This window comes from Herbaspirillum sp. SJZ099 (genome assembly GCF_007828355.1).
Lineage (GTDB): Bacteria > Pseudomonadota > Gammaproteobacteria > Burkholderiales > Burkholderiaceae_D > Herbaspirillum.
Genome location: NZ_VIUO01000002.1, coordinates 394897 through 413867, shown reverse-complemented (window position 1 = coordinate 413867; position 18971 = coordinate 394897). Strand labels below are relative to the sequence as shown.

General features: G+C 65.0%; 18 protein-coding genes. 17 read left to right on the top strand and 1 reads right to left on the bottom strand.

Annotation, left to right across the window (positions count from 1 at the left end; genetic code table 11):
- Positions 1-103 precede the first annotated feature (103 nt).
- Positions 104-1375, bottom strand: coding sequence for a urate hydroxylase PuuD (locus FB597_RS06920; protein ID WP_144768809.1), 1272 nt, complete (start codon positions 1373-1375; stop codon positions 104-106).
- Between the two features lie 751 nt (positions 1376-2126).
- Here FB597_RS06920 and FB597_RS06915 point away from each other — a divergent pair.
- The 17 genes from FB597_RS06915 to prmC all read left to right on the top strand — a co-directional run bounded on the left by FB597_RS06915 (position 2127) and on the right by prmC (position 18963).
- Complete coding sequence (locus FB597_RS06915) at positions 2127-3215, top strand: porin (RefSeq protein ID WP_141913816.1); 1089 nt, start codon at positions 2127-2129, stop codon at positions 3213-3215.
- Positions 3216-3513: 298 nt separating this feature from the next.
- Positions 3514-4548, top strand: coding sequence for an ABC transporter substrate-binding protein (locus FB597_RS06910; protein ID WP_141913817.1), 1035 nt, complete (start codon positions 3514-3516; stop codon positions 4546-4548).
- 99 nt (positions 4549-4647) lie between these two features.
- On the top strand, positions 4648-5433 hold the full coding sequence (locus FB597_RS06905) for an ABC transporter ATP-binding protein (RefSeq protein WP_141913818.1): 786 nt from the start codon (positions 4648-4650) through the stop codon (positions 5431-5433).
- An 18-nt stretch (positions 5434-5451) separates the two neighbouring features.
- Positions 5452-6231 carry an ABC transporter permease gene (locus FB597_RS06900; RefSeq protein WP_144768806.1) on the top strand — a complete coding sequence of 260 codons (780 nt, stop codon included), beginning with the start codon at positions 5452-5454 and terminating at the stop codon, positions 6229-6231.
- Between the two features lie 168 nt (positions 6232-6399).
- Positions 6400-7947 carry an ABC transporter ATP-binding protein gene (locus FB597_RS06895; protein ID WP_144768804.1) on the top strand — a complete coding sequence of 516 codons (1548 nt, stop codon included), beginning with the start codon at positions 6400-6402 and terminating at the stop codon, positions 7945-7947.
- Positions 7940-9034, top strand: a complete 1095-nt coding sequence (locus FB597_RS06890) for an ABC transporter permease (RefSeq protein ID WP_144768802.1) — start codon at positions 7940-7942, stop codon at positions 9032-9034. Before FB597_RS06895 ends, FB597_RS06890 begins: the two co-directional genes overlap by 8 nt.
- A gap of 4 nt (positions 9035-9038) precedes the next feature.
- Positions 9039-9959 (top strand): ABC transporter permease, encoded by a 921-nt coding sequence (locus tag FB597_RS06885; protein ID WP_141913822.1) that lies wholly within the window; start codon positions 9039-9041, stop codon positions 9957-9959.
- 129 nt (positions 9960-10088) lie between these two features.
- On the top strand, positions 10089-11228 hold the full coding sequence (locus FB597_RS06880) for a BMP family ABC transporter substrate-binding protein (RefSeq protein ID WP_141913823.1): 1140 nt from the start codon (positions 10089-10091) through the stop codon (positions 11226-11228).
- A 125-nt stretch (positions 11229-11353) separates the two neighbouring features.
- Positions 11354-11875, top strand: a complete 522-nt coding sequence (locus tag FB597_RS06875) for an SMP-30/gluconolactonase/LRE family protein (protein WP_255517095.1) — start codon at positions 11354-11356, stop codon at positions 11873-11875.
- A 54-nt stretch (positions 11876-11929) separates the two neighbouring features.
- Positions 11930-12721 (top strand): septum site-determining protein MinC, encoded by a 792-nt coding sequence (minC, locus tag FB597_RS06870; protein ID WP_141913825.1) that lies wholly within the window; start codon positions 11930-11932, stop codon positions 12719-12721.
- A gap of 117 nt (positions 12722-12838) precedes the next feature.
- Complete coding sequence (minD, locus tag FB597_RS06865; protein ID WP_141913826.1) at positions 12839-13654, top strand: septum site-determining protein MinD; 816 nt, start codon at positions 12839-12841, stop codon at positions 13652-13654.
- A gap of 1 nt (position 13655) precedes the next feature.
- Complete coding sequence (gene minE / locus FB597_RS06860; protein ID WP_050470573.1) at positions 13656-13925, top strand: cell division topological specificity factor MinE; 270 nt, start codon at positions 13656-13658, stop codon at positions 13923-13925.
- Positions 13926-14025: 100 nt separating this feature from the next.
- Positions 14026-14748: a response regulator transcription factor gene (locus FB597_RS06855; RefSeq protein ID WP_144768800.1), complete on the top strand. Its 723-nt coding sequence runs from the start codon at positions 14026-14028 to the stop codon at positions 14746-14748.
- A gap of 344 nt (positions 14749-15092) precedes the next feature.
- The gene (gene hemA, locus FB597_RS06850; RefSeq protein ID WP_144768798.1) at positions 15093-16385 is read left to right on the top strand and encodes a glutamyl-tRNA reductase; all 1293 of its coding nucleotides are present in this window, start codon (positions 15093-15095) and stop codon (positions 16383-16385) included.
- A 106-nt stretch (positions 16386-16491) separates the two neighbouring features.
- Positions 16492-17571, top strand: coding sequence for a peptide chain release factor 1 (gene prfA / locus FB597_RS06845; RefSeq protein WP_141913829.1), 1080 nt, complete (start codon positions 16492-16494; stop codon positions 17569-17571).
- Between the two features lie 71 nt (positions 17572-17642).
- Positions 17643-18116: a disulfide bond formation protein B gene (locus FB597_RS06840; RefSeq protein ID WP_144768796.1), complete on the top strand. Its 474-nt coding sequence runs from the start codon at positions 17643-17645 to the stop codon at positions 18114-18116.
- Between the two features lie 10 nt (positions 18117-18126).
- Positions 18127-18963: a peptide chain release factor N(5)-glutamine methyltransferase gene (gene prmC / locus FB597_RS06835; RefSeq protein WP_144768794.1), complete on the top strand. Its 837-nt coding sequence runs from the start codon at positions 18127-18129 to the stop codon at positions 18961-18963.
- The last annotated feature ends 8 nt before the right edge of the window (positions 18964-18971 follow it).

Below are 18971 nucleotides of genomic sequence, written 5' to 3'. Positions count from 1 at the left end.
GCTGCCGGGCCGCCCCCGGCGCTCCCCTCCGACCGGAGAGACTAAGTAATAAAGCCAGAGCACCAACACGCAGCAAAACCAGACTACCCAGAAACAAAAAACTTCAGTTAGTCGCCGCCCCCGCCTCAAACCACTTCCCAATCACCGCCCGCTCCTCATCAGTGATATGAGTCATGTTCCCCAAAGGCATGCTCTTGGCCACATACGCCTGCTGATAAATCTGCTGCGCATGCTGTGCAATATGCTCGCGGCTATCGAGCAGGACGCCCTTACCCGGCACCGGCATCAGCGTAGACTTCTCCGCATGGCACTGGATGCAGCGCGCCTGGATCACCTGCTGCACCTGCGCGAAACTCACCCCGCCCGTCCCTGCAGGCGCAGGCTCCGTCTCAGCGCCATCGCCCGCAACCGGTTTCGCCTCTGCCGCATGATGCAAGGCCGCCGGCACCGGCTTGCCGCGCATCATCGGACTCAGGCCGATTGCCACCGCCAGCAGCAAGGCCACCGCCACCCCCGGATACCACCAGTTATTCACCCCCTTGTGGCGCAACACGAAGAACTGCCGGATCAGCGCCCCCGCCGCCATGATCATCAGCAGCACCACCCAGTTATGCGGCGCGGCGTAGGTCATGCTGTAGTGGTTGGACAGCATGGCGAACAGCACCGGCAGCGTGAAGTAGGTATTGTGCACGCTGCGCTGCTTGCCGCGCTTGCCGTGGATCGGATCGGGCGCCTGGCCGGCGCGCATGGCCGCCACCATCTTGCGCTGCCCGGGAATGATCCACACCAGCACGTTGGCGCTCATGATGGTCGCCAGCGACGCGCCGCTGATCAGGAACGCGGCGCGGCCCGAGAACAGGTGACAGGCGGCCCAGACCGACACGACCACCTGCAGCCCGACCAGGATATTGGCCAGGCGCTCGCCATTGGGACGGTCGCCGATGCTGCTGCAGATGGCGTCGTAGATCAGCCAGTTGAAGACCAGGAAAGCGATCGCCGTACCGCCGGCCATGAAGCCCGACATGTCGAACACGTTCTTGTCCACCAGGAAGACGTTGGCATTGAACAGGTACAGCAGCGAGAACAGCGCAAAACCGGACAGCCAGGTGCTGTACGACTCCCAATAGAACCAGTGCAGATGCTCGGGCACCGCCTTGGGCGCCAGCAGGTATTTCTGCGGGTTGTAGAAACCGCCGCCGTGCACCGCCCACAGCTCGCCCCCAACGCCCTTTTCCTGCAGTTCGGGATCGGTGGGCTTGACCAGGCTGTTGTCGAGCCAGACGAAATAGAAGGAGGAGCCTATCCAGGCAATCGCCGTGATGACGTGCAGCCAGCGCAGCAGCAGGTTGAGCCAGTCGAAGATATAGGCTTCCATGTTCGGATCGGTTTCCTCAGGGTTGTTAGGCGGCCCGCCATGCGAGGCCGGTGGATGTTGTCGGTTCTAGCATAAATAGTGCCGGGTCACGAGAGCAATATCCGGCAAGCACCCACGGAATCGCCGACCGGCGCTCGGCACCGTGCCCATGGCGAATCATGCCCCATTGCCGCCCCGATGATACGGACAGGGCCGCATTCGCATCATGATTCGCCACAATCGTCGAAAATAATGTCGACAATATTTTCTAACAGAATCAAAGCGCAAGCCTTCATGACAACTCCCGGATGACCAGTATTGGCGCGGCTCTTCGGGGTTACCTTGATTCACATGCATAACCGGCGCTCCTCCGGTTTTAGTGCATTGCGTCAAATCCAGTGCATGCGAAGCACCAAGTTGTTGCAAATGGAAAAAATCATTGTCAACAAAATGAGGTCGCGTTGGCAACCCGCCACAGCGGCTATTGTTGGGGAAAACAGCCAGGCCCGCACCGGCCCGGATCTTTAATTCATGGCACGGCGCACGCACCGGCCTCGCAGCCTGCATGGCGCCCACGCGCGTCCCGCCCCGGAAAAGGCGCAGGAAATTCCACCAGCAAACGAAATGGCATTGGCACGATATCTGCTAAACATCCGTTCTGAATCCGTAGTGACGAATGGAACGGGAGAGCAGCAACACCGTTCGCCTGCGGTGGAACGATCTGAACTTGCCGGGCAATTCCGTTCGGCGTCTTTTTAAACAGGGGAGCGTAATGAAAAAAACTCGTTTGGCACTGGCCTTGGCATCCTGCCTGGTGGCCGGCAGCGCAATGGCGCAGTCCAGCGTCACCATCAGCGGCCTGGTCGACGCCTTCGCCGGCAGCATGAAGAACAGCGGCGACACCGGCGGCAAGGCATCGGTCGGCTCCGGCGGCCTGACCACTTCGTGGATCGGCTTCAAGGGCACCGAAGACCTCGGCGGCGGCCTGAAGGCGGAATTCGCCCTGACCTCGTTCTTCCAGACCGACACCGGCGCCTATGGCCGCTTTGCCGGCGACAACCTGTTCTCGCGCGACGCCAACATCGCGCTGGCCGGCAGCTACGGCCGCGTGATGCTGGGCCGCGGCCTGGCGCCAAGCTTCCTGCCGACCGTCCTGTTCAACCCGTTCGGCGACTCCTTCACCTTCTCGCCGCTGGTGCTGCACGTCTATACGCCATCGGGCAACTTCGGCGCCCGCAGCTGGACCCAGGCCAACGCGGCCGATAGCGGCTGGAGCAATGAAATCATCTACACCACGCCCAAGTTCGGCGGCCTGCAGGCCAACCTGCACTACCAGTTGGGTGAAGTCGCCGGCCAGACCGGCAAGAAGAACATCGGCGTGAACGCGCTGTACTTCAACGGCGGCCTGGCCCTGACCGGCCTGTACTTCGACGCCCAGGTCAGCAACCCGAACTCGGGCAGCGCCATCATCGACGCCACCGCGCCGTTCGCCTCGATCACCCGCCAGAAGACCTGGATGGCCGGCGCCACCTATGACTTCAAGGTGGTCAAGCTGTACGGCACCTTCCAGTCCAGCAAGGACACCACCAACGGCAATCCGCAAGCCAAGGACAAGGTCTACAGCGTGGGCCTGTCGGCGCCGGTGGGCAACGGTTCGATCCTGGCCGGCTTCGCCCGCACCAAGCGCACCGGCGACCTGCTGGCCAGCACCAGCGGCGACGTCTCGCGCAACACCACGTCGGTCGGCTACGACTATTTCCTGTCCAAGCGCACCGACGTGTATGCGATCGTCATGAACGACAAGATCTCGACCCAAAGCAACGCCACTTCCTTCGGCGTCGGCATTCGCCATCGTTTCTGACGGATGCGCAGTATTGAAGCGCTCCGGCGACGGGGCGCTTCAAAGGAGCCTGCCGGGCGGTCTTCCTTCCCGTGCGGCAGGCTCCGGCAACAGCAGCAACGTAGTGCATGCAGTACGGCGAGCCGGCGACTCCTTCTGGGCCGGCAAGCCAAGTCTTGAGCCTGTACTTCGGTGGGAACCGCATTACCGGAATGCGTCGCGAGCCGTTCGTTTTGCTCGGCCGATCTCCTCCTTGGTGTTGCGCGCATTGCGGTTTCCACCTTCTTTTTCTTTCAATCGCTTTTCGGGAGACTTCCCCATGCGTTCATTCCGCTTCCTCGGCTGCTCGGCGGCACTGTTGCTCGGCCTGGTATCGGCATCGTCCTCTTTCGCGCAAGAGACCAAGATCAAATTCCAGCTGGACTGGCGCTTCGAAGGCCCGTCCGCGCTGTTCCTGGTGGCCAAGTCCAAGGGTTACTTCGCCCAGGAAAAACTCGACGTCACCATCGATGCCGGCAACGGCTCGGGCAACGCCGTCAACCGCGTCGCCTCCGGCACCTATGACATGGGCTTTGCCGACATGGCCGCGCTGATGGAATTCGCCGCCAACAATCCGGACGCGCCTTCCAAGCCGGTCGCCGTGATGATGGTCTACAACGACACCCCGGCGGCGATCTTCTCCCTGAAGAAATCGGGGATCAGGAAACCGGCCGACCTGGCGGGCAAGAAACTGGGCGCCCCGGTATTCGACGCCGGCCGCCGCGGCTACCCGATCTTCGCCAAGGCCAACGGCCTGGATGCGGCCAAGACGCAATGGACCAGCATGGATCCGCCGCTGCGAGAAACCATGCTGGCGCGCGGCGACGTGGATGCCGTCACCGGTTTCTACTTCACCTCGCTGCTGAACCTGAACGCGCGCGGCATCAAGGATGAAGACGTCAACGTGATGATGTTCCCCGACTACGGCGTCAAGCTGTACGGCAACGCCATCATCGCCTCGGAAGCGATGGTCAGGCAGAAGCCGGAAGCCATCAAGGCTTTCCTGCGCGCCTTCGCCAAGGCCACCAAGGATGTGATCGCCAATCCCGAAGCCGCCATCAAGGCAGTCAAGGAACGCGATGGGCTGATCGACGAGAAGCTGGAGCTGCGCCGCCTGAAGCTGGCCATTGCCAGCGCCATCGCCACGCCGCACGCCAAGGCCGAAGGCTACGGCCAGGTGTTCGGTCCGCGCCTGACGCTGATGGCCTCGCAGGTGTCGGATGCCTACGGCACCAAGACCCGCGTCAACGCCGACAAGGTCTGGAACGGTTCCTTCCTGCCGTCCAGGGCCGAACTGGATGTCTTGCCGAAGTAACGCCACACCACACCATGCCGGCCGGCCGCGGCAATGCGGACGGCCGGCAGTTGCAACCCGCGGCGCCTGCCGCAAACACGTACACAAGAACCACCACCCATGAGCGATACCTTCGTCGATTTCCGCCACGTCTACCTGGCCTATGACGGCGCCGCCGAGTTCGCGGTCGAAGACATCGACCTGCAGACCCGGGCCGGCGAATTCATCGCCATCGTCGGTCCCTCGGGCTGTGGCAAGTCCACCTTCATGAAGCTGGCCACGGGCCTGAAGCAGCCCAACCGCGGCAGCGTGGTGATCGACGGCCAGCCCGTCACCGGCCCGCTGAAGTTCGTCGGCATGGCGTTCCAGGCGCCCACGCTGCTGCCCTGGCGCACCACGCTGGAGAACGTGCTGCTGCCGCTGGAAATCGTCGAACCGTATCGCCGCGACTTCAAGCAAAAGAAAGCCGAATACGCCGAGCGCGCCCTGAAGCTGTTGAAGACCGTGGGCCTGGACGGCTATGCCGACAAATACCCCTGGCAGTTGTCGGGCGGCATGCAGCAGCGCGCCTCGATCTGCCGCGCGCTGATCCATGAGCCCAAGATGCTGCTGCTGGACGAGCCCTTCGGCGCGCTCGACGCCTTCACCCGCGAGGAACTGTGGTGCGTGCTGCGCGACCTGTGGGCCGAGCGCAAATTCAACGTCATCCTGGTCACGCACGACTTGCGCGAAGCGGCTTTCCTGGCCGACACCATCTACGTGATGAGCAAGCGCCCGGGCCGCATCGTGGTGCGCCGCGAGAACCCGCTGCCGCGCCCCTGCGCGCTGGAAACCACCTATACCGATGCCTTCAACGCCCTGGTGCACGAGCTGCGCGAGCATATCGGCCACGTGCGCAACACCTGACCCGGCGGAGAACACGACATGAAAACCTCGTTCAACGGCAAACTCAACAAGGCCGCCACCACGCTGGCGCCATGGATCCTGCTGCTGGCCATTCTCGGCGTCTGGCAGTTCATCTGCAGCGTGTGGCAGGTTTCCGACTTCATCTTCCCCAGCCCGATGTCGATCATCCAGGCCATGGTGGAATTCTCCGGCCCGATCGCCCACCATGCGCTGTCGACCTTCTGGGTCACCATGGTGGGCTTCGCCATCGCCGTGGCGGTGGGCGTGGCGCTGGGCTTCATCGTCGGTTCCTCGCCGCTGCTGTATGCCGCCGCCTATCCGCTGATGACCGCCTTCAACGCCCTGCCCAAGGCGGCCTTCGTGCCGGTGCTGGTGGTGTGGTTCGGCATCGGCGCCGGCCCGGCCATCCTGACCGCCTTCCTGATCTCGTTCTTCCCGATCATGGTCAACATCGCCACCGGCCTGGCCACGCTGGAGCCGGAACTGGAAGACGTATTGCGCGTGCTGGGCGCCAGGCGCATGGACATCCTGCTCAAGGTCGGCTTGCCGCGCTCCATGCCGTATTTCTTCGCCTCGCTGAAGGTCGCCATCACGCTGGCTTTCGTCGGTTCCACCGTGTCCGAGATGAACGCCTCCAACGAAGGCATCGGCTACCTGCTGGTATCGGCCGGTTCCTCGATGAAGATGCCGCTGGCCTTCGCCGGGCTGGTGGTGATCGGCGCCATGGCGATGGCGATGTATGAATTGTTCGCCATCATCGAACGGCGCACCACGGCCTGGGCGCATCGCGGCAAGTGAGCCGATGGCCGGCCGGCGCGCGTAAAAGCGGTTTGCGGCCGGCGCCAATTTGTCTATGATGAGGCGCGTATCGGCAATTCGCCAAAGGCCTTATAAAACCCAGGGGAGCGCGCCGCCGCACAGGCGGCCGCCAATCATGAAAAAGCAAGAGAACCACAGGGAAAACACGTGAGCGCAGCTCCACTCCGTCTGGAAATCAAGCATGTGCGCAAGGCATATCCGGGCGTGCTGGCCAATGACGACGTCAGCCTGTGCGTGGCGCCCGGCGAAATCCATGCCGTGCTCGGCGAGAACGGCGCCGGCAAGTCGACGCTGATGAAGATCATCTTCGGCGCGGTCAAGCCCGACGCCGGCGAGATCCGCTGGAACGGCGAGACGGTGCAGATCGCCAACCCGCAGGCGGCGCGCCGGCTCGGCATCGCCATGGTGTTCCAGCATTTCTCGCTGTTCGACACGCTGACCGTCACCGAAAACATCGCACTCGGCCTGGATGCCAAAACCGACCTCAAGGAACTGGCTGAGCGCATCACCCAGACCGGCGAGAAATACGGCCTGGAACTGGAGCCGCACCGCCATGTGCATACGCTGTCGGTGGGCGAACGCCAGCGGGTGGAGATCGTGCGCGCGCTCTTGACCGATCCGCAGTTGCTGATCCTGGACGAGCCGACCTCGGTGCTCACGCCGCAGGCGGTCGAGAAACTCTTCGTCACCCTGCGCCGCCTGGCCGACGAGGGCTGCAGCATCCTCTACATCAGCCACAAGCTCGACGAGATCCGCACGCTGTGCCACGGCGCCACCGTCATGCGCGGCGGCCGCGTAACCGGCAACTGCGACCCGCGCAACGAAAGCAGCGCCAGCCTCTCGCGCATGATGATCGGCGACGAACTGGTGCGCCTGACGCGCGAGCGCAATCCGGAATCCCTGCGCAACGAGCGCAAGCTGCACGTCAACCGCCTGTCGCTGCCCAAGGCCCACCTGTTCGCCACCGAGCTGAAAGACATCGAATGCGAGGTGCGCGCCGGCGAGATCGTCGGCATCGCCGGCGTCTCCGGCAACGGCCAGCAGGAACTGCTGGCGGCGCTGTCGGGCGAAGACCAACGGGCCGCGCCCAACATGCTGATCCTGGGCGGCAGCCCGGCCGGCCACCTCCCGCCCAACCCGCGCCGCGCGCTGGGACTGGGCCTGGTGCCGGAAGAACGCCTCGGCCGCGGCGCCGTGCCGACGCTCTCGCTCACCGCCAACATGCTGCTGTCGCACCAGAAGACGCCTTATGTGAAGCGCGGCATGATCGATTTCGGCTTCACCCGCCGCGCCGCCGCCTCCATCATCGAGCGCTTCAAGGTCAAGGCGGCCGGTCCCGATGCGCCGGCCAAGAGCCTGTCGGGCGGCAACCTGCAAAAATTCATCGTCGGCCGCGAGATGGAACGCAAGCCTGCGGTGTTCGTGGTGGCCCAGCCGACCTGGGGGGTGGACGTGGGCGCCGCCGCCCAGATCCACGGCGAGATATTGAAACTGAAACAGGAAGGCTGCGCGGTGCTGGTGATCTCGGAAGAACTGGATGAATTGTTCGCGCTGTGCGACCGCCTGCATGTGATCGCCAAGGGACGGCTGTCGCCCTCGATCCCGATCGAGCAGGCCACGCGCGAACAGGTCGGCGTATGGATGAGCGGCCTCTGGGATGAGCCCGCTTCCGCCAGGGAGGCCGGCCATGTCTAAGCTGCTGTCGCTGCCCTTCCGCCTTGAGCTGCGCGGCGCGCCTTCGCGCGCGATGACGTACTGGTCGCCGGTGATCGCCATCGCGCTCACGCTGTTGCTGGGAGCCCTGCTGTTTCTGGCGCTGGGCAAGGATCCGCTGGCCGGGCTCAAGGTGTTCCTGGTCGACCCGTTCTCCGGCAAGCGCGCCATCAGCGAGCTGCTGTTGAAATCCATCCCGCTGATCCTGTGCGCGCTGGGGCTGGCGGTGTGCTTTCGCGCCAGCATCTGGAACATCGGCGCCGAGGGCCAGTTCACCGTCGGCGCGCTGGCCTCCGGCGCCATGCTGGTGTGGCTGGACGTGCCGGGCCACGGCATCTCCGGCGGCGCCGGCCTGCTGCTGATGATCGCCGCCGGCATCGCGGGCGGCGCTTTCTGGGCAGCCATCACCGCCTTCCTGCGCGACCAGTTCAATGCCAACGAGATCCTGGTGTCGCTGATGCTGACCTATGTGGCGCAGCTGCTGCTGATGTGGGCCGTGAACGGCCCGCTGAAGGATCCCAACGGCATGAACTTCCCGCAGTCCAAGGTGTTCTCCGACGAGTTCATGCTGCCTATGCTGGTGGCCGGCACGCGCCTGCACGTGGGCTTCGTGGTGGCGGTGGCGGCGGCGCTGCTGATGGCGGTATTCATGCTGCGCAGCCTGCGCGGCTTCTCGCTGACGGTGGGCGGCGTGGCGCCGCACGCGGCGCGCTATGCCGGCTTCTCGGCGCGCTCGGCGCTGTGGGTGTCGCTGCTGATCTCCGGCGCCTTCGCCGGCCTGGCCGGCGCCTTCGAGATCGCCGGGCCGATCGGCCAGTTGCTGCCGTCGGTGTCGCCGGGCTATGGCTTCGCCGCCATCATCGTGGCCTTCATCGGCCGCCTGCACCCGGTCGGCGCCATCCTCGGCGGGCTGATCATGTCGCTGCTGTATCTGGGCGGCGAGCTGGCGCAGTCGCGCCTGGGACTGCCCTCGGCGATCACCGGCGTGTTCCAGGGCATGCTGCTGTTTTTGCTGCTGGCTTGCGACACCCTGATCGATTACCGCCTGGCGTGGAAGAAGAAAGCCTAAGACCATGGAACAACTCGCTCCCCTCATCGCCGCCTCGATCAACGCCGGCACCCCGCTGCTGCTGGCGGCCATCGGCTTGCTGATCAACGAACGCTCCGGCGTGCTCAACCTCGGCGCCGAAGGCATGATGCTGGTGGCCGCCATCGCCGGCTTCGCGGTCGGCTACTCGACCAGGAGCCCGTTGCTGGGCTTCATGGCCGGTGCCGTGTGCGGCATGCTGATGGCCACGCTGTTCGCCTGGCTGGCGCTGCGCCTGGCCACCAACCAGGTGGCCACGGGCCTGGCGCTCTCGATCTTCGGCGCCGGCCTGTCGGCTTTCGTCGGCCAGCGCTTCGTGGGCCTGGCGCTGCCGGCGCAGGCCAATTCGGTGCCGCTGCTGGGCGACATTCCCTTCATCGGGGCCGCGCTGTTCCACCAGCACTGGATGAGCTATGTGGCCTTCGCGCTGTGCCTGGCCAGCATCTGGTTCCTGTACCGCACGCGCGCCGGCCTGGTGCTGCGCGCGGTGGGCGAGTCGCCCGAGTCGGCGCATGCGCTGGGCTATTCGGTGCGCGGCATCCGCTACGCGGCGCTGCTGTTCGGCGGCGCCTGCTGCGGCCTGGCCGGCGCCTACATGTCGCTGGTGTACACGCCGATGTGGGTGGAAGGCCTGGTAGCCGGGCGCGGCTGGATCGCGCTGGCCTTGACCGCCTTCGCCACCTGGCGCCCGGCACGGGTATTGCTCGGTTCGCTGCTGTTCGGCGGCGTCACCATCGCCCAGTTCTACCTGCAGGGCATGGGCGTAACGGTGCCGTCGCAGATCCTGTCGATGGCGCCGTATATCGCCACCATCGTGGTGCTGGCGCTGATCTCGCGCAATCCGGACTGGATCCGGCTGAACATGCCGGCGTCGCTGGGCAAGCCGTTCCGTCCCGGTTCCGCCTGAACGGCCGGAAGTACGTTCGGTACGGCAAGGCGGTACAACGACGCCAGCGCAGCGGTCCGGCCGTTCATTTCGAATAGATGCTTTTCGTAGTCGCAATACGCATTCCAACCAACCTGAGGGAGAACCACAATGATCATTTCGCGCAGAGCCTCGCTGGCGATGCTCGCCACCCTGGCCGCGGCAACCCTGATCGGTTGCGGCAAGAAGGAAGAAGCCGCTCCGGCAGCCCCGTCTGCGGCCCCTGCCGCCGCCGCGCCCGCCGCCGATCCGCTGAAGGTGGCCTTCGTCTACATCGGCCCGGTCGGCGACGCCGGCTGGACCTTCGCCCACGACAAGGGCCGCAAGGCGGTCGAGGAGAAGTTCGGCGACAAGGTCAAGACCACCTTCGTGGAGAACATTCCCGAGTCGGCCGCCGATGCCGAGCGCGTGTTCCGCCAGCTGGCCACCGACGGCAACAAGCTGATCTTCGGCACCACCTTCGGCTACATGGAAGCGATGCTGAAGGTGGCCAAGGAATTCCCGGACGTGAAGTTCGAACACGCCACCGGCTTCAAGACCGCCGACAACCTGGCGCAGTACGACGTGCGCACCTATGAAGGCGCCTACCTGGCCGGCGTGGTGGCGGGCAAGATGAGCAAGTCCGGCAAGCTGGGCGTGGTGGCTTCGGTGCCGATTCCCGAAGTGGTCCGCAACATTGATTCCTTCACGCTGGGCGCGCGTTCGGTGAACCCGAAGGCGACCACCGCCGTGGTCTGGGTCAACAAGTGGTTCGACCCGGGCAAGGAACGTGAAGCCGCCACCACCCTGATCGGCCAGGGCGTGGACGTGCTGATGCAGAACACCGACTCCGCCGCCGTGGTGCAGACCGCGCAGGAAAAAGGCGTGTACGCCTTCGGCTGGGATAGCGACATGACCGGCTTCGGCCCCAAGGCCCACCTGGCAGCGTCGATCATCAACTGGGGCGTGTACTACACCGCGCGCGTGCAGGCGGTGCTGGACGGCTCCTGGAAGAGCAGCACCAGCTGGATCGGCCTGAAGGAAAACGGCATCGACCTGGCCGCCTTCAACCCGGACCTGCCGGCCGACGTGAAGACGCTGGTGGAAGAGCGCAAGAAGGGCATCGTCGACGGCAGCGCGCCGATCTGGAAGGGTCCGATCAAGGACAACGCCGGCAAGGAAGTGCTGGGCAAGGACGCCGTGGCTGACGACGGTTTCCTGCATGGCATCAAGTTCTACGTCGAAGGCGTGGATGGCAAGGTGCCGGGCTGAAGATTGATAGCCCCGGCGCGCCGGGGCAACCGGCAAGCCAACGGCCGGGAGCGTCGCCAGACGCCCCGGCCGTTTTTCATGGGCCGGGGGCATTTGCCGCGGCGCCAGGCCGCGATGGAGGGATAATGGCGCATCGCCCTTTCTGGAGACGCCATGTCCGCCCGCTGCCGGTTCTTGTCTTGCATGTGACGCTGCCCGTGGCGGCGGCGCAGGCCTACGCCTTTCTCGCCGATCCGCGCAACATGGCGCAATGGGCCTCGGGCCTGGGCCAGGGGCTGACGCAGGAAGGCGGCGCCTGGGTGGCCGAGGGGGAAACGGGCAAGGTCAGCATCCGTTTCGCCGAGCCCAATCCCTACGGCGTGCTGGACCACGAGGTGACGCTGCCCGGTGGCACGCGGGTGGCCGTGCCGATGCGGGTGGTGGCCAATGGCGATGCGGCCAGCGAACTCACCTTCATCCTGTTCCGCCAGCCCGGCATGGATGACAAGAAATTCGCCGAAGACGCCCAATGGGTGATGCGCGACCTGCAGACCCTGCAACGGCTTTTGTCGCCCCCGGCCGACTCCGCGGGGCAAGCAGCCGCCCCGGCCCCTGATCCGCCGAAAAGCCCCGTCGGCCGCTATCGCAGCGCCGGCCTGCCTGTATAATGCACAGCCAATATTTACGGGAAACGATGTCCCCCGTTCCAGACCAGACGATTTATGCAAAAAGCCCGCAAACCGATCGAAATCAAGATATCCACCGTCGTTGCCATCTCGGCAATCCTGCATGAAACCGATCCTGCCGCCCTGGAAAAGGCGCTCAAGGACATGACCGGCGGCGTATCCGACTTCTTCGAGGATGAGTTTGCGGTGCTCGACATCGGCGCGCTGGAAGGCGCCACCGCTGCCGACATCGACTGGCAGGCGCTGGTCGGCCTGTTCAAGGCGTTCCGCCTGAACACGGTGGCCGTGCGCAATGCGCCGCAAGACTTGCACGCAGGCATCGTCGCCCATGGCCTGGCGATCGACACTCCGGCCGCGGCCGGCGCCGGCGCGGCCAATGCGCGCGCCCAGGAAACCGCGGAGCACAAAGCCCCGCCCGCCAAGCCCGCGCCGCAGCCCGAACCTGCTGCCGCGCCCGTGCCCGCTCCCTCAGCCGCAGCCGCCCCGGCAGCCCGCACCATGATCGTCGACACCCCGGTGCGCGCCGGCCAGCGCATCTATGCGCGCGGCGCCGACCTGGTGGTCATGGCGGCAGTCAACAACGGCGCCGAGATCATCGCCGACGGCAGCATCCACGTCTATGCGCCGCTGCGCGGACGGGCGCTGGCCGGCGCCTCGGGCAACACCGAGGCACGCATCTTCGCCGCCTCGCTGGAAGCGGAACTGGTCTCCATCGCCGGAGTCTATCGAACCTTCGAGAACGGCCCTCCGGCGGAGGTCGCCGGCAAGCAGGTGCAGGTGCGCCTCAATGGCGAACGCATCGACGTGCTGGCGATGCAGGCGGCCTGAACGCAATACCGAATTTAGATAGAACGCATTTCACCAATCAACCTGAAATGCGTTCTGGCAAGCCAATCCAATAGGCTGAATCGCATCAGCACATCTGTTCTTCTTAAGGAGTTTTTTGTGGCAAAAATCATCGTTGTGACTTCCGGTAAGGGAGGCGTCGGCAAGACGACGTCGAGCGCCAGTTTCGCATCGGGCCTGGCAATGCGAGGCCACAAGACGGCCGTGATCGACTTCGACGTCGGCCTGCGCAACCTGGACCTGATCATGGGCTGCGAACGCCGCGTGGTGTACGACCTGATCAATGTCATCAACAAGGAAGCCACGCTGAACCAGGCGCTGATCAAGGACAAGCACTGCGACAACCTGTTCATCCTGCCGGCCTCGCAGACCCGCGACAAGGACGCGCTGTCCGAGGAAGGCGTCGAACGCGTGCTCAACGACCTGTCCAAGATGGACTTCGAATACATCATCTGCGACTCGCCCGCCGGCATCGAGCACGGCGCGGTGATGGCGCTGACCTTCGCCGACGAGGCGATCGTCGTGACCAACCCGGAAGTGTCCTCGGTGCGCGACTCCGACCGCATCCTCGGCATCATCCAGGCCAAGTCGCGCCGCGCATCGAGCGGCGGCGAACCGGTCAAGGAACACCTGCTGATCACCCGCTATGCGCCCAAGCGCGTGGAAGACGGCGAGATGCTGTCGTATACCGACGTGCAGGAAATCCTGCGCATCCCGCTGATCGGCATCATCCCCGAATCCGAATCGGTGCTGGCGGCGTCCAACCAGGGTAGCCCCGCCATCCACATCAAGGACAGCGACGTGGCCCAGGCCTACCAGGATGTGGTGTCGCGCTTCCTTGGCGAGAATGTCGAGCTGCGCTTCACCAACTACGAAAAGCCGGGTTTCCTGCAGCGCATTTTCGGAGGTAAGTGACATGTCCCTGCTTTCATTCCTGTTCCCGACCAAGCCCAAGAGCGCGGTTGCAGCAAAGGAACGGCTGCAGATCATCATCGCCCGCGAACGCTCCAACGGCCGCCAGGGCCCGGACTTCCTGCCGGCCCTGCACAAGGAACTGATCGAGGTCATTTCCAAGTACACCAAGGTCAATGCGGATGACATCAAGATCTCGCTGGACCGCCAGGGCAACCTGGAAGTGCTGGACGTGAACGTGGTGCTGCCGGACGCCGATTCGGCGCCGGTCTGAGCCGCCTTAACGCCTCGCATCCCGGCCGTCGTCCTGGCCCCGCCCCAGGACGACGGCGACCACGTCCCGGTACGCTGTTTTTTCTTTCTTCCCTGATGCGATGAAGATCGGGATCCTCTCCTTCTCCGCCGACTGCGTGGCCCTGCTGCGCCAGTTGCCCGCCGCGCGCAACTGCGCGGCCTATGCCGGCGCAGATGGCTTGCTGGCCGCGCGCATGGAGGGGGTCGCGGTACTGGTCATCGATCTGGACGGACTTGAGCCACAGGCCGCGCCGCTCGAAGCCGGCTTGCGCGCCTGGCGCGAACCGGCGCCGCCAGAGGGCGGCGTCGCGCCCGCCGTGCTATTGCTGGCCGCCCCGGCGCAAAAAGCCTTGCTGCAAACGCTGCGCGCCGCCGGCGCCGACGATTACCTGGTCAAACCCATCCGCCGCAACGAACTGGCGCTGCGGCTGGAATTGCTGTTGCATGCGGCCGATCCGCAGGCGGCAGGGTCCGTGGTGCATAGCGGCGGCTTCGTGTTCGACCTGGATCGCCTGCGTGTCTCCTGCCCAGCGCGCCCGTCGCTGGATGCCGCGCTCACCCGGAAGGAGTCGGAACTGGCGCTGCTGCTGCTGGAACACCTTGGCCGCCCGCTGTCGCGCGCGTTCATCCAGGAGCGCATCTGGGGCGCCGAACCCGAGGTGCCCACGCGCACCATCGACACCCACGTCTCGCGCGTGCGCAACAAGCTCGGCCTGAAACCGGAACATGGCTACAAGCTGGCCACGGTCTATGGCTATGGCTACCAGCTGGAACGCATCGAATCCGGCACGGCCGCAGGCTAAGCCCCACCCGCTGAACGCACGGCCTCCGGCCCGGGATGTGGCATTCCTGCAACAGGCGGCAACCGCCTTCCCCCCCTGGAAAACATTTCTTTTGGGCAATGACAGCGCAAGATTTGTTGCAGGAACGCCAACTGCGGCTGCAGGCGCAACCCGGGCGTGACGCTGCGACGGTGCTTGGCGCCTGTGTCAAAGCATGATCCATATCAGGGATGAATACCGACTATCGGCCCGCCGCCAAACCCCTTATTGCGCAGCGGGTATAATAGCGGTGTTGTAAATGGTCGATTTACCGTCGACTTTGGCTCCGAATTCAAGCCCAGCGGCATCGAAAGCCGCGTCATTCCATGCATTTGCTCGCCGTCGGACTCAACCACACTACCGCGCCGGTTTCATTGCGCGAAAAAGTGGCCTTCCCCGCTGACCAGATCGGTCAGGCGGTGGCGGCGGCGCGCGCCTGGTTCGGCGGCAACGACCGCATCATCTCGGCCGGCGAAGCGGCCATCCTCTCCACCTGCAACCGCACCGAACTGTATGCTGCCGCGGCGGCCGGCCGGGATGGCGTGGATTTCGCCATCGACCGCACCGCGCAGTTCCTGGCCGAGTACCACAAGATTCCCTACGCCGACCTGCGCCCTTTCCTCTATGCGCTGCCGCAGGACAATGCCGTGCGCCATGCCTTCCGCGTCGCCTCCGGGCTGGATTCGATGGTGCTGGGCGAGCCGCAGATCCTGGGCCAGATGAAGGATGCAGTGCGCCAGGCGGAAGCAGCCGGCGGGCTCGGCACCTACCTGCACCAACTGTTCCAGCGCACCTTCGCGGTGGCCAAGGAAGTGCGCACCACCACCGAGATCGGCGCGCACAGCGTGTCGATGGCGGCCGCCGCGGTGCGGCTGTCGCAGCGCATCTTCGATTCCATCGCGGGCCAGAACGTGCTGTTCATCGGCGCCGGCGAAATGATCGAGCTGTGCGCCACCCACTTCGCGGCGCAAAACCCCAAGACCCTGACGGTGGCCAACCGCACCATGGAACGCGGCGAAACGCTGGCGCACCGCTTCAACGGCAGCGCGATCCGCCTGGCCGACCTGCCGGCGCAACTGTCCCGCTTCGACATCGTGGTGTCGTGCACCGCCTCTTCGCTGCCGATCATCGGCCTGGGGCTGGTCGAACGCGCGGTCAAGGCGCGCCGCCACAAGCCCATCTTCATGGTCGACCTGGCCGTGCCGCGCGACATCGAATCCGAAGTCGCCCGCCTGGACGACGTGTTCCTCTATACCGTGGACGACCTGGCTTCGGCGGTGCAAACTGGCGTCGAGAACCGCCAGGCTGCGGTGGCGCAGGCCGAAGCCATCATCGAGACCCGCGTGCAGTCCTTCATGCACTGGGTCGACAGCCGCGCCATGGTGCCGCTGATCCAGGACCTGCACGAAACCGGCGAGGCGCTGCGCCTGGCCGAACTCGAACGCGCCCGCAAGATGCTGGCCAAGGGCGACGATGTCGAGGCGGTAATGGAAGCCCTCTCCAGGGGGCTGACCGCCAAGTTCCTGCACGGCCCGCAACAGGCCCTGCATCACGCCCAGGGCGAGCAGCGCAGCCAGCTGGTCGAACTGCTGCCGCAACTGTTCCGCGCCAAGCGTTAGCGCCCCTCCTCTTTACGCCCGTGCTGCGTGCATGGGCCACCGCCTTGCCGTCGCCCTTCTTTGCCGCGTGACGGTTCCGCAAGACATTTTCACCCTACCCAAGCACATGAAACCATCGATGCTCGCCAAACTCGACCAGCTCGCCGAACGGCTGGAAGAACTCAACAGCCTGCTGGCGCAGGAAGACGCCACGGCCGACATGGACAACTTCCGCAAGATGACGCGCGAACATGCCGAACTGGGCCCGCTGGTGGCGCTCTACCTCGACTACGTGCAGTCCGGCCGCGACATCAAGACCGCGCAGGAACTGCTGGCCGACCCCGACATGAAGGACTTCGCGCAGGAAGAGATCAATGCCGCCCGCGCGCGCATGGAAGCGCTGGAAGGCGACCTGCAGAAGATGCTGCTGCCCAAGGATCCGAACGACGAGCGCAACATCTTCCTGGAAATCCGCGCCGGCACCGGCGGCGACGAATCGGCGCTGTTCGCCGGCGACCTCTTGCGCATGTACACGCGCTATGCCGAGCGCAACCGCTGGCAGGTGGAAATCGTCTCCTCCTCCGAATCCGAACTGGGCGGCTACAAGGAAGTGATCGCGCGCATCGCCGGCTTCGGCGCTTATTCGCGCCTGAAGTTCGAGTCCGGCGGGCACCGCGTGCAGCGCGTGCCGGCCACCGAGACCCAGGGCCGCATCCATACCTCGGCCTGCACGGTGGCCGTGATGCCGGAAGCCGACGAGGTCGAGGATGTCGAGATCAATCCGGCCGACATCCGCATCGATACCTTCCGCGCCTCCGGCGCCGGCGGCCAGCATATCAACAAGACCGACTCGGCGGTGCGCATCACCCACTTGCCGACCGGTATCGTGGTGGAATGCCAGGACGACCGCAGCCAGCACAAGAACAAGGCCTCGGCGCTGAAGGTGCTGGCCGCGCGCATCAAGGACGGGCAATTGCGCGAGCAGCAGTCGAAGGAAGCCGCCACCCGCAAGTCGCTGATCGGCTCGGGTGATCGCAGCGAACGCATCCGCACCTATAATTTCCCGCAGGGGCGCATGACCGACCATCGCATCAACCTGACGCTGTACAAGCTGGACTTCATCATGGACGGCGACCTGGAAGAACTGACCAATGCGCTGATCACCGAACACCAGGCGGAATTGCTGGCGGAACTGGGCGATAGCTGACAACGTCCAACCGGGCTTCGCACTCTCCACTACAATCCCTGTCAGCCCTCTTCTTTCAAGGTGAACGACTCATGAAATCATCCAAACCGGTCTTCCTGCTGGTGGCGCTGGTGTGCATCGCGCTGCTCGGTTTCGCCATGTACCTGCAAATCGTCGAGGAGATGCAGCCCTGCCCCTTGTGCGTGATCCAGCGCTACATGTTCGTGCTGGTCGCGGTATTTTCGCTGATCGGCTATTTCATGCCGGCCCCCGCGCGCCGCGCCAGCGCCGCGCTGGGCTTGCTGGCCGCGCTGGGCGGCGCCGGCACCGCCATCTGGCACCTGTATGTGAAGGCGCATCCGGGCGTGTCCTGCACCACCGACCCGCTGGAAACCGCGCTCAACCAGTTGCCTACCGCCAAGCTCCTGCCGCAGATGTTCACCGCCGACGGTTTCTGCTCGGCGCCGTGGCCGCCGATATTCGGCCTGCAGATCCCGACCTGGTCGCTGATCTGGTTCGTGGTGCTGGGCCTGGTGCTGCTGCGCCCGATGTTCAAGCGCAACTGACTCCTTTTCCATGAGCGGACATGCATCCAACCTGGCCGGCTGCAGCCTGGCGACGGTATTGAAGGTGGCCCCGCTGGATGCGCTGGAAAACCGTATCCTGCTATGCCACGCGCTCAAGCTGACGCGGGTGCAGCTGATCACCCAGTCCGAACGGCGGCTGGACATCGCCGAGGCCGAGGCGCTGGCAACCCTGTTCGAGCGCCGCTTGCGCGGCGAGCCGATCGCCTACATCGTCGGCGCGCGCGAATTCTACGGGCTGGATTTCCGCGTCACGCCGGATGTATTGATTCCCCGTCCCGATACCGAACTGCTGGTGGAGCTGGCGCTGGAACGCTTGCCGCAAGGCGGCCGATTGCTGGACATGGGCACCGGCTCGGGCGCCATCGCGGTGGCCATTGCCCATACCCGGCCCGATGCCGGGGTGGCCGCGCTCGACGCCAGCGTTGCCGCGCTGGAGGTGGCGCGCGGCAACGCGGCGGCCAACGGCACACGGGTGGATTTCATGCTGAGTGACTGGTATCAGGCGCTGGATGGCGCGGCCCGGTTCGATGTCATCGCCTCCAACCCGCCCTATATCGTCGCAGGCGATGCCCATCTGTCGCAAGGCGACCTGCGTTTCGAGCCGGTCGATGCGCTGACCGACCATGCCGACGGCCTGTCGGACCTGCATACCATCGTCGGCGGCGCGTCCGCCCACCTCACCGCCAGCGGCTGGCTGCTGATGGAACATGGTTACGACCAGGCGGCCGCGGTGCGGGCATTGCTGTCCGGGGCCGGTTTTTCCGAAGTGCAAAGCTGGCGGGATCTGGCAGGCATCGAGCGGGTGACCGGCGGCAGGCAGGATTAAGCTTAGGC

Coding starts and splice junctions, on each gene's coding strand:
- FB597_RS06840 (WP_144768796.1), top strand. CDS start 17,643: ATGAAATCATCCAAACCGGTCTTCCTGCTGGTGGCGCTGGTGTGCATC.
- FB597_RS06910 (WP_141913817.1), top strand. CDS start 3,514: ATGCGTTCATTCCGCTTCCTCGGCTGCTCGGCGGCACTGTTGCTCGGC.
- FB597_RS06875 (WP_255517095.1), top strand. CDS start 11,354: ATGGCGCATCGCCCTTTCTGGAGACGCCATGTCCGCCCGCTGCCGGTT.
- FB597_RS06885 (WP_141913822.1), top strand. CDS start 9,039: ATGGAACAACTCGCTCCCCTCATCGCCGCCTCGATCAACGCCGGCACC.
- FB597_RS06880 (WP_141913823.1), top strand. CDS start 10,089: ATGATCATTTCGCGCAGAGCCTCGCTGGCGATGCTCGCCACCCTGGCC.
- prfA (WP_141913829.1), top strand. CDS start 16,492: ATGAAACCATCGATGCTCGCCAAACTCGACCAGCTCGCCGAACGGCTG.
- FB597_RS06920 (WP_144768809.1), bottom strand. CDS start 1,375: ATGGAAGCCTATATCTTCGACTGGCTCAACCTGCTGCTGCGCTGGCTG.
- hemA (WP_144768798.1), top strand. CDS start 15,093: ATGCATTTGCTCGCCGTCGGACTCAACCACACTACCGCGCCGGTTTCA.
- prmC (WP_144768794.1), top strand. CDS start 18,127: ATGAGCGGACATGCATCCAACCTGGCCGGCTGCAGCCTGGCGACGGTA.
- FB597_RS06890 (WP_144768802.1), top strand. CDS start 7,940: ATGTCTAAGCTGCTGTCGCTGCCCTTCCGCCTTGAGCTGCGCGGCGCG.
- minE (WP_050470573.1), top strand. CDS start 13,656: ATGTCCCTGCTTTCATTCCTGTTCCCGACCAAGCCCAAGAGCGCGGTT.
- FB597_RS06905 (WP_141913818.1), top strand. CDS start 4,648: ATGAGCGATACCTTCGTCGATTTCCGCCACGTCTACCTGGCCTATGAC.
- FB597_RS06900 (WP_144768806.1), top strand. CDS start 5,452: ATGAAAACCTCGTTCAACGGCAAACTCAACAAGGCCGCCACCACGCTG.
- FB597_RS06915 (WP_141913816.1), top strand. CDS start 2,127: ATGAAAAAAACTCGTTTGGCACTGGCCTTGGCATCCTGCCTGGTGGCC.
- minC (WP_141913825.1), top strand. CDS start 11,930: ATGCAAAAAGCCCGCAAACCGATCGAAATCAAGATATCCACCGTCGTT.
- FB597_RS06855 (WP_144768800.1), top strand. CDS start 14,026: ATGAAGATCGGGATCCTCTCCTTCTCCGCCGACTGCGTGGCCCTGCTG.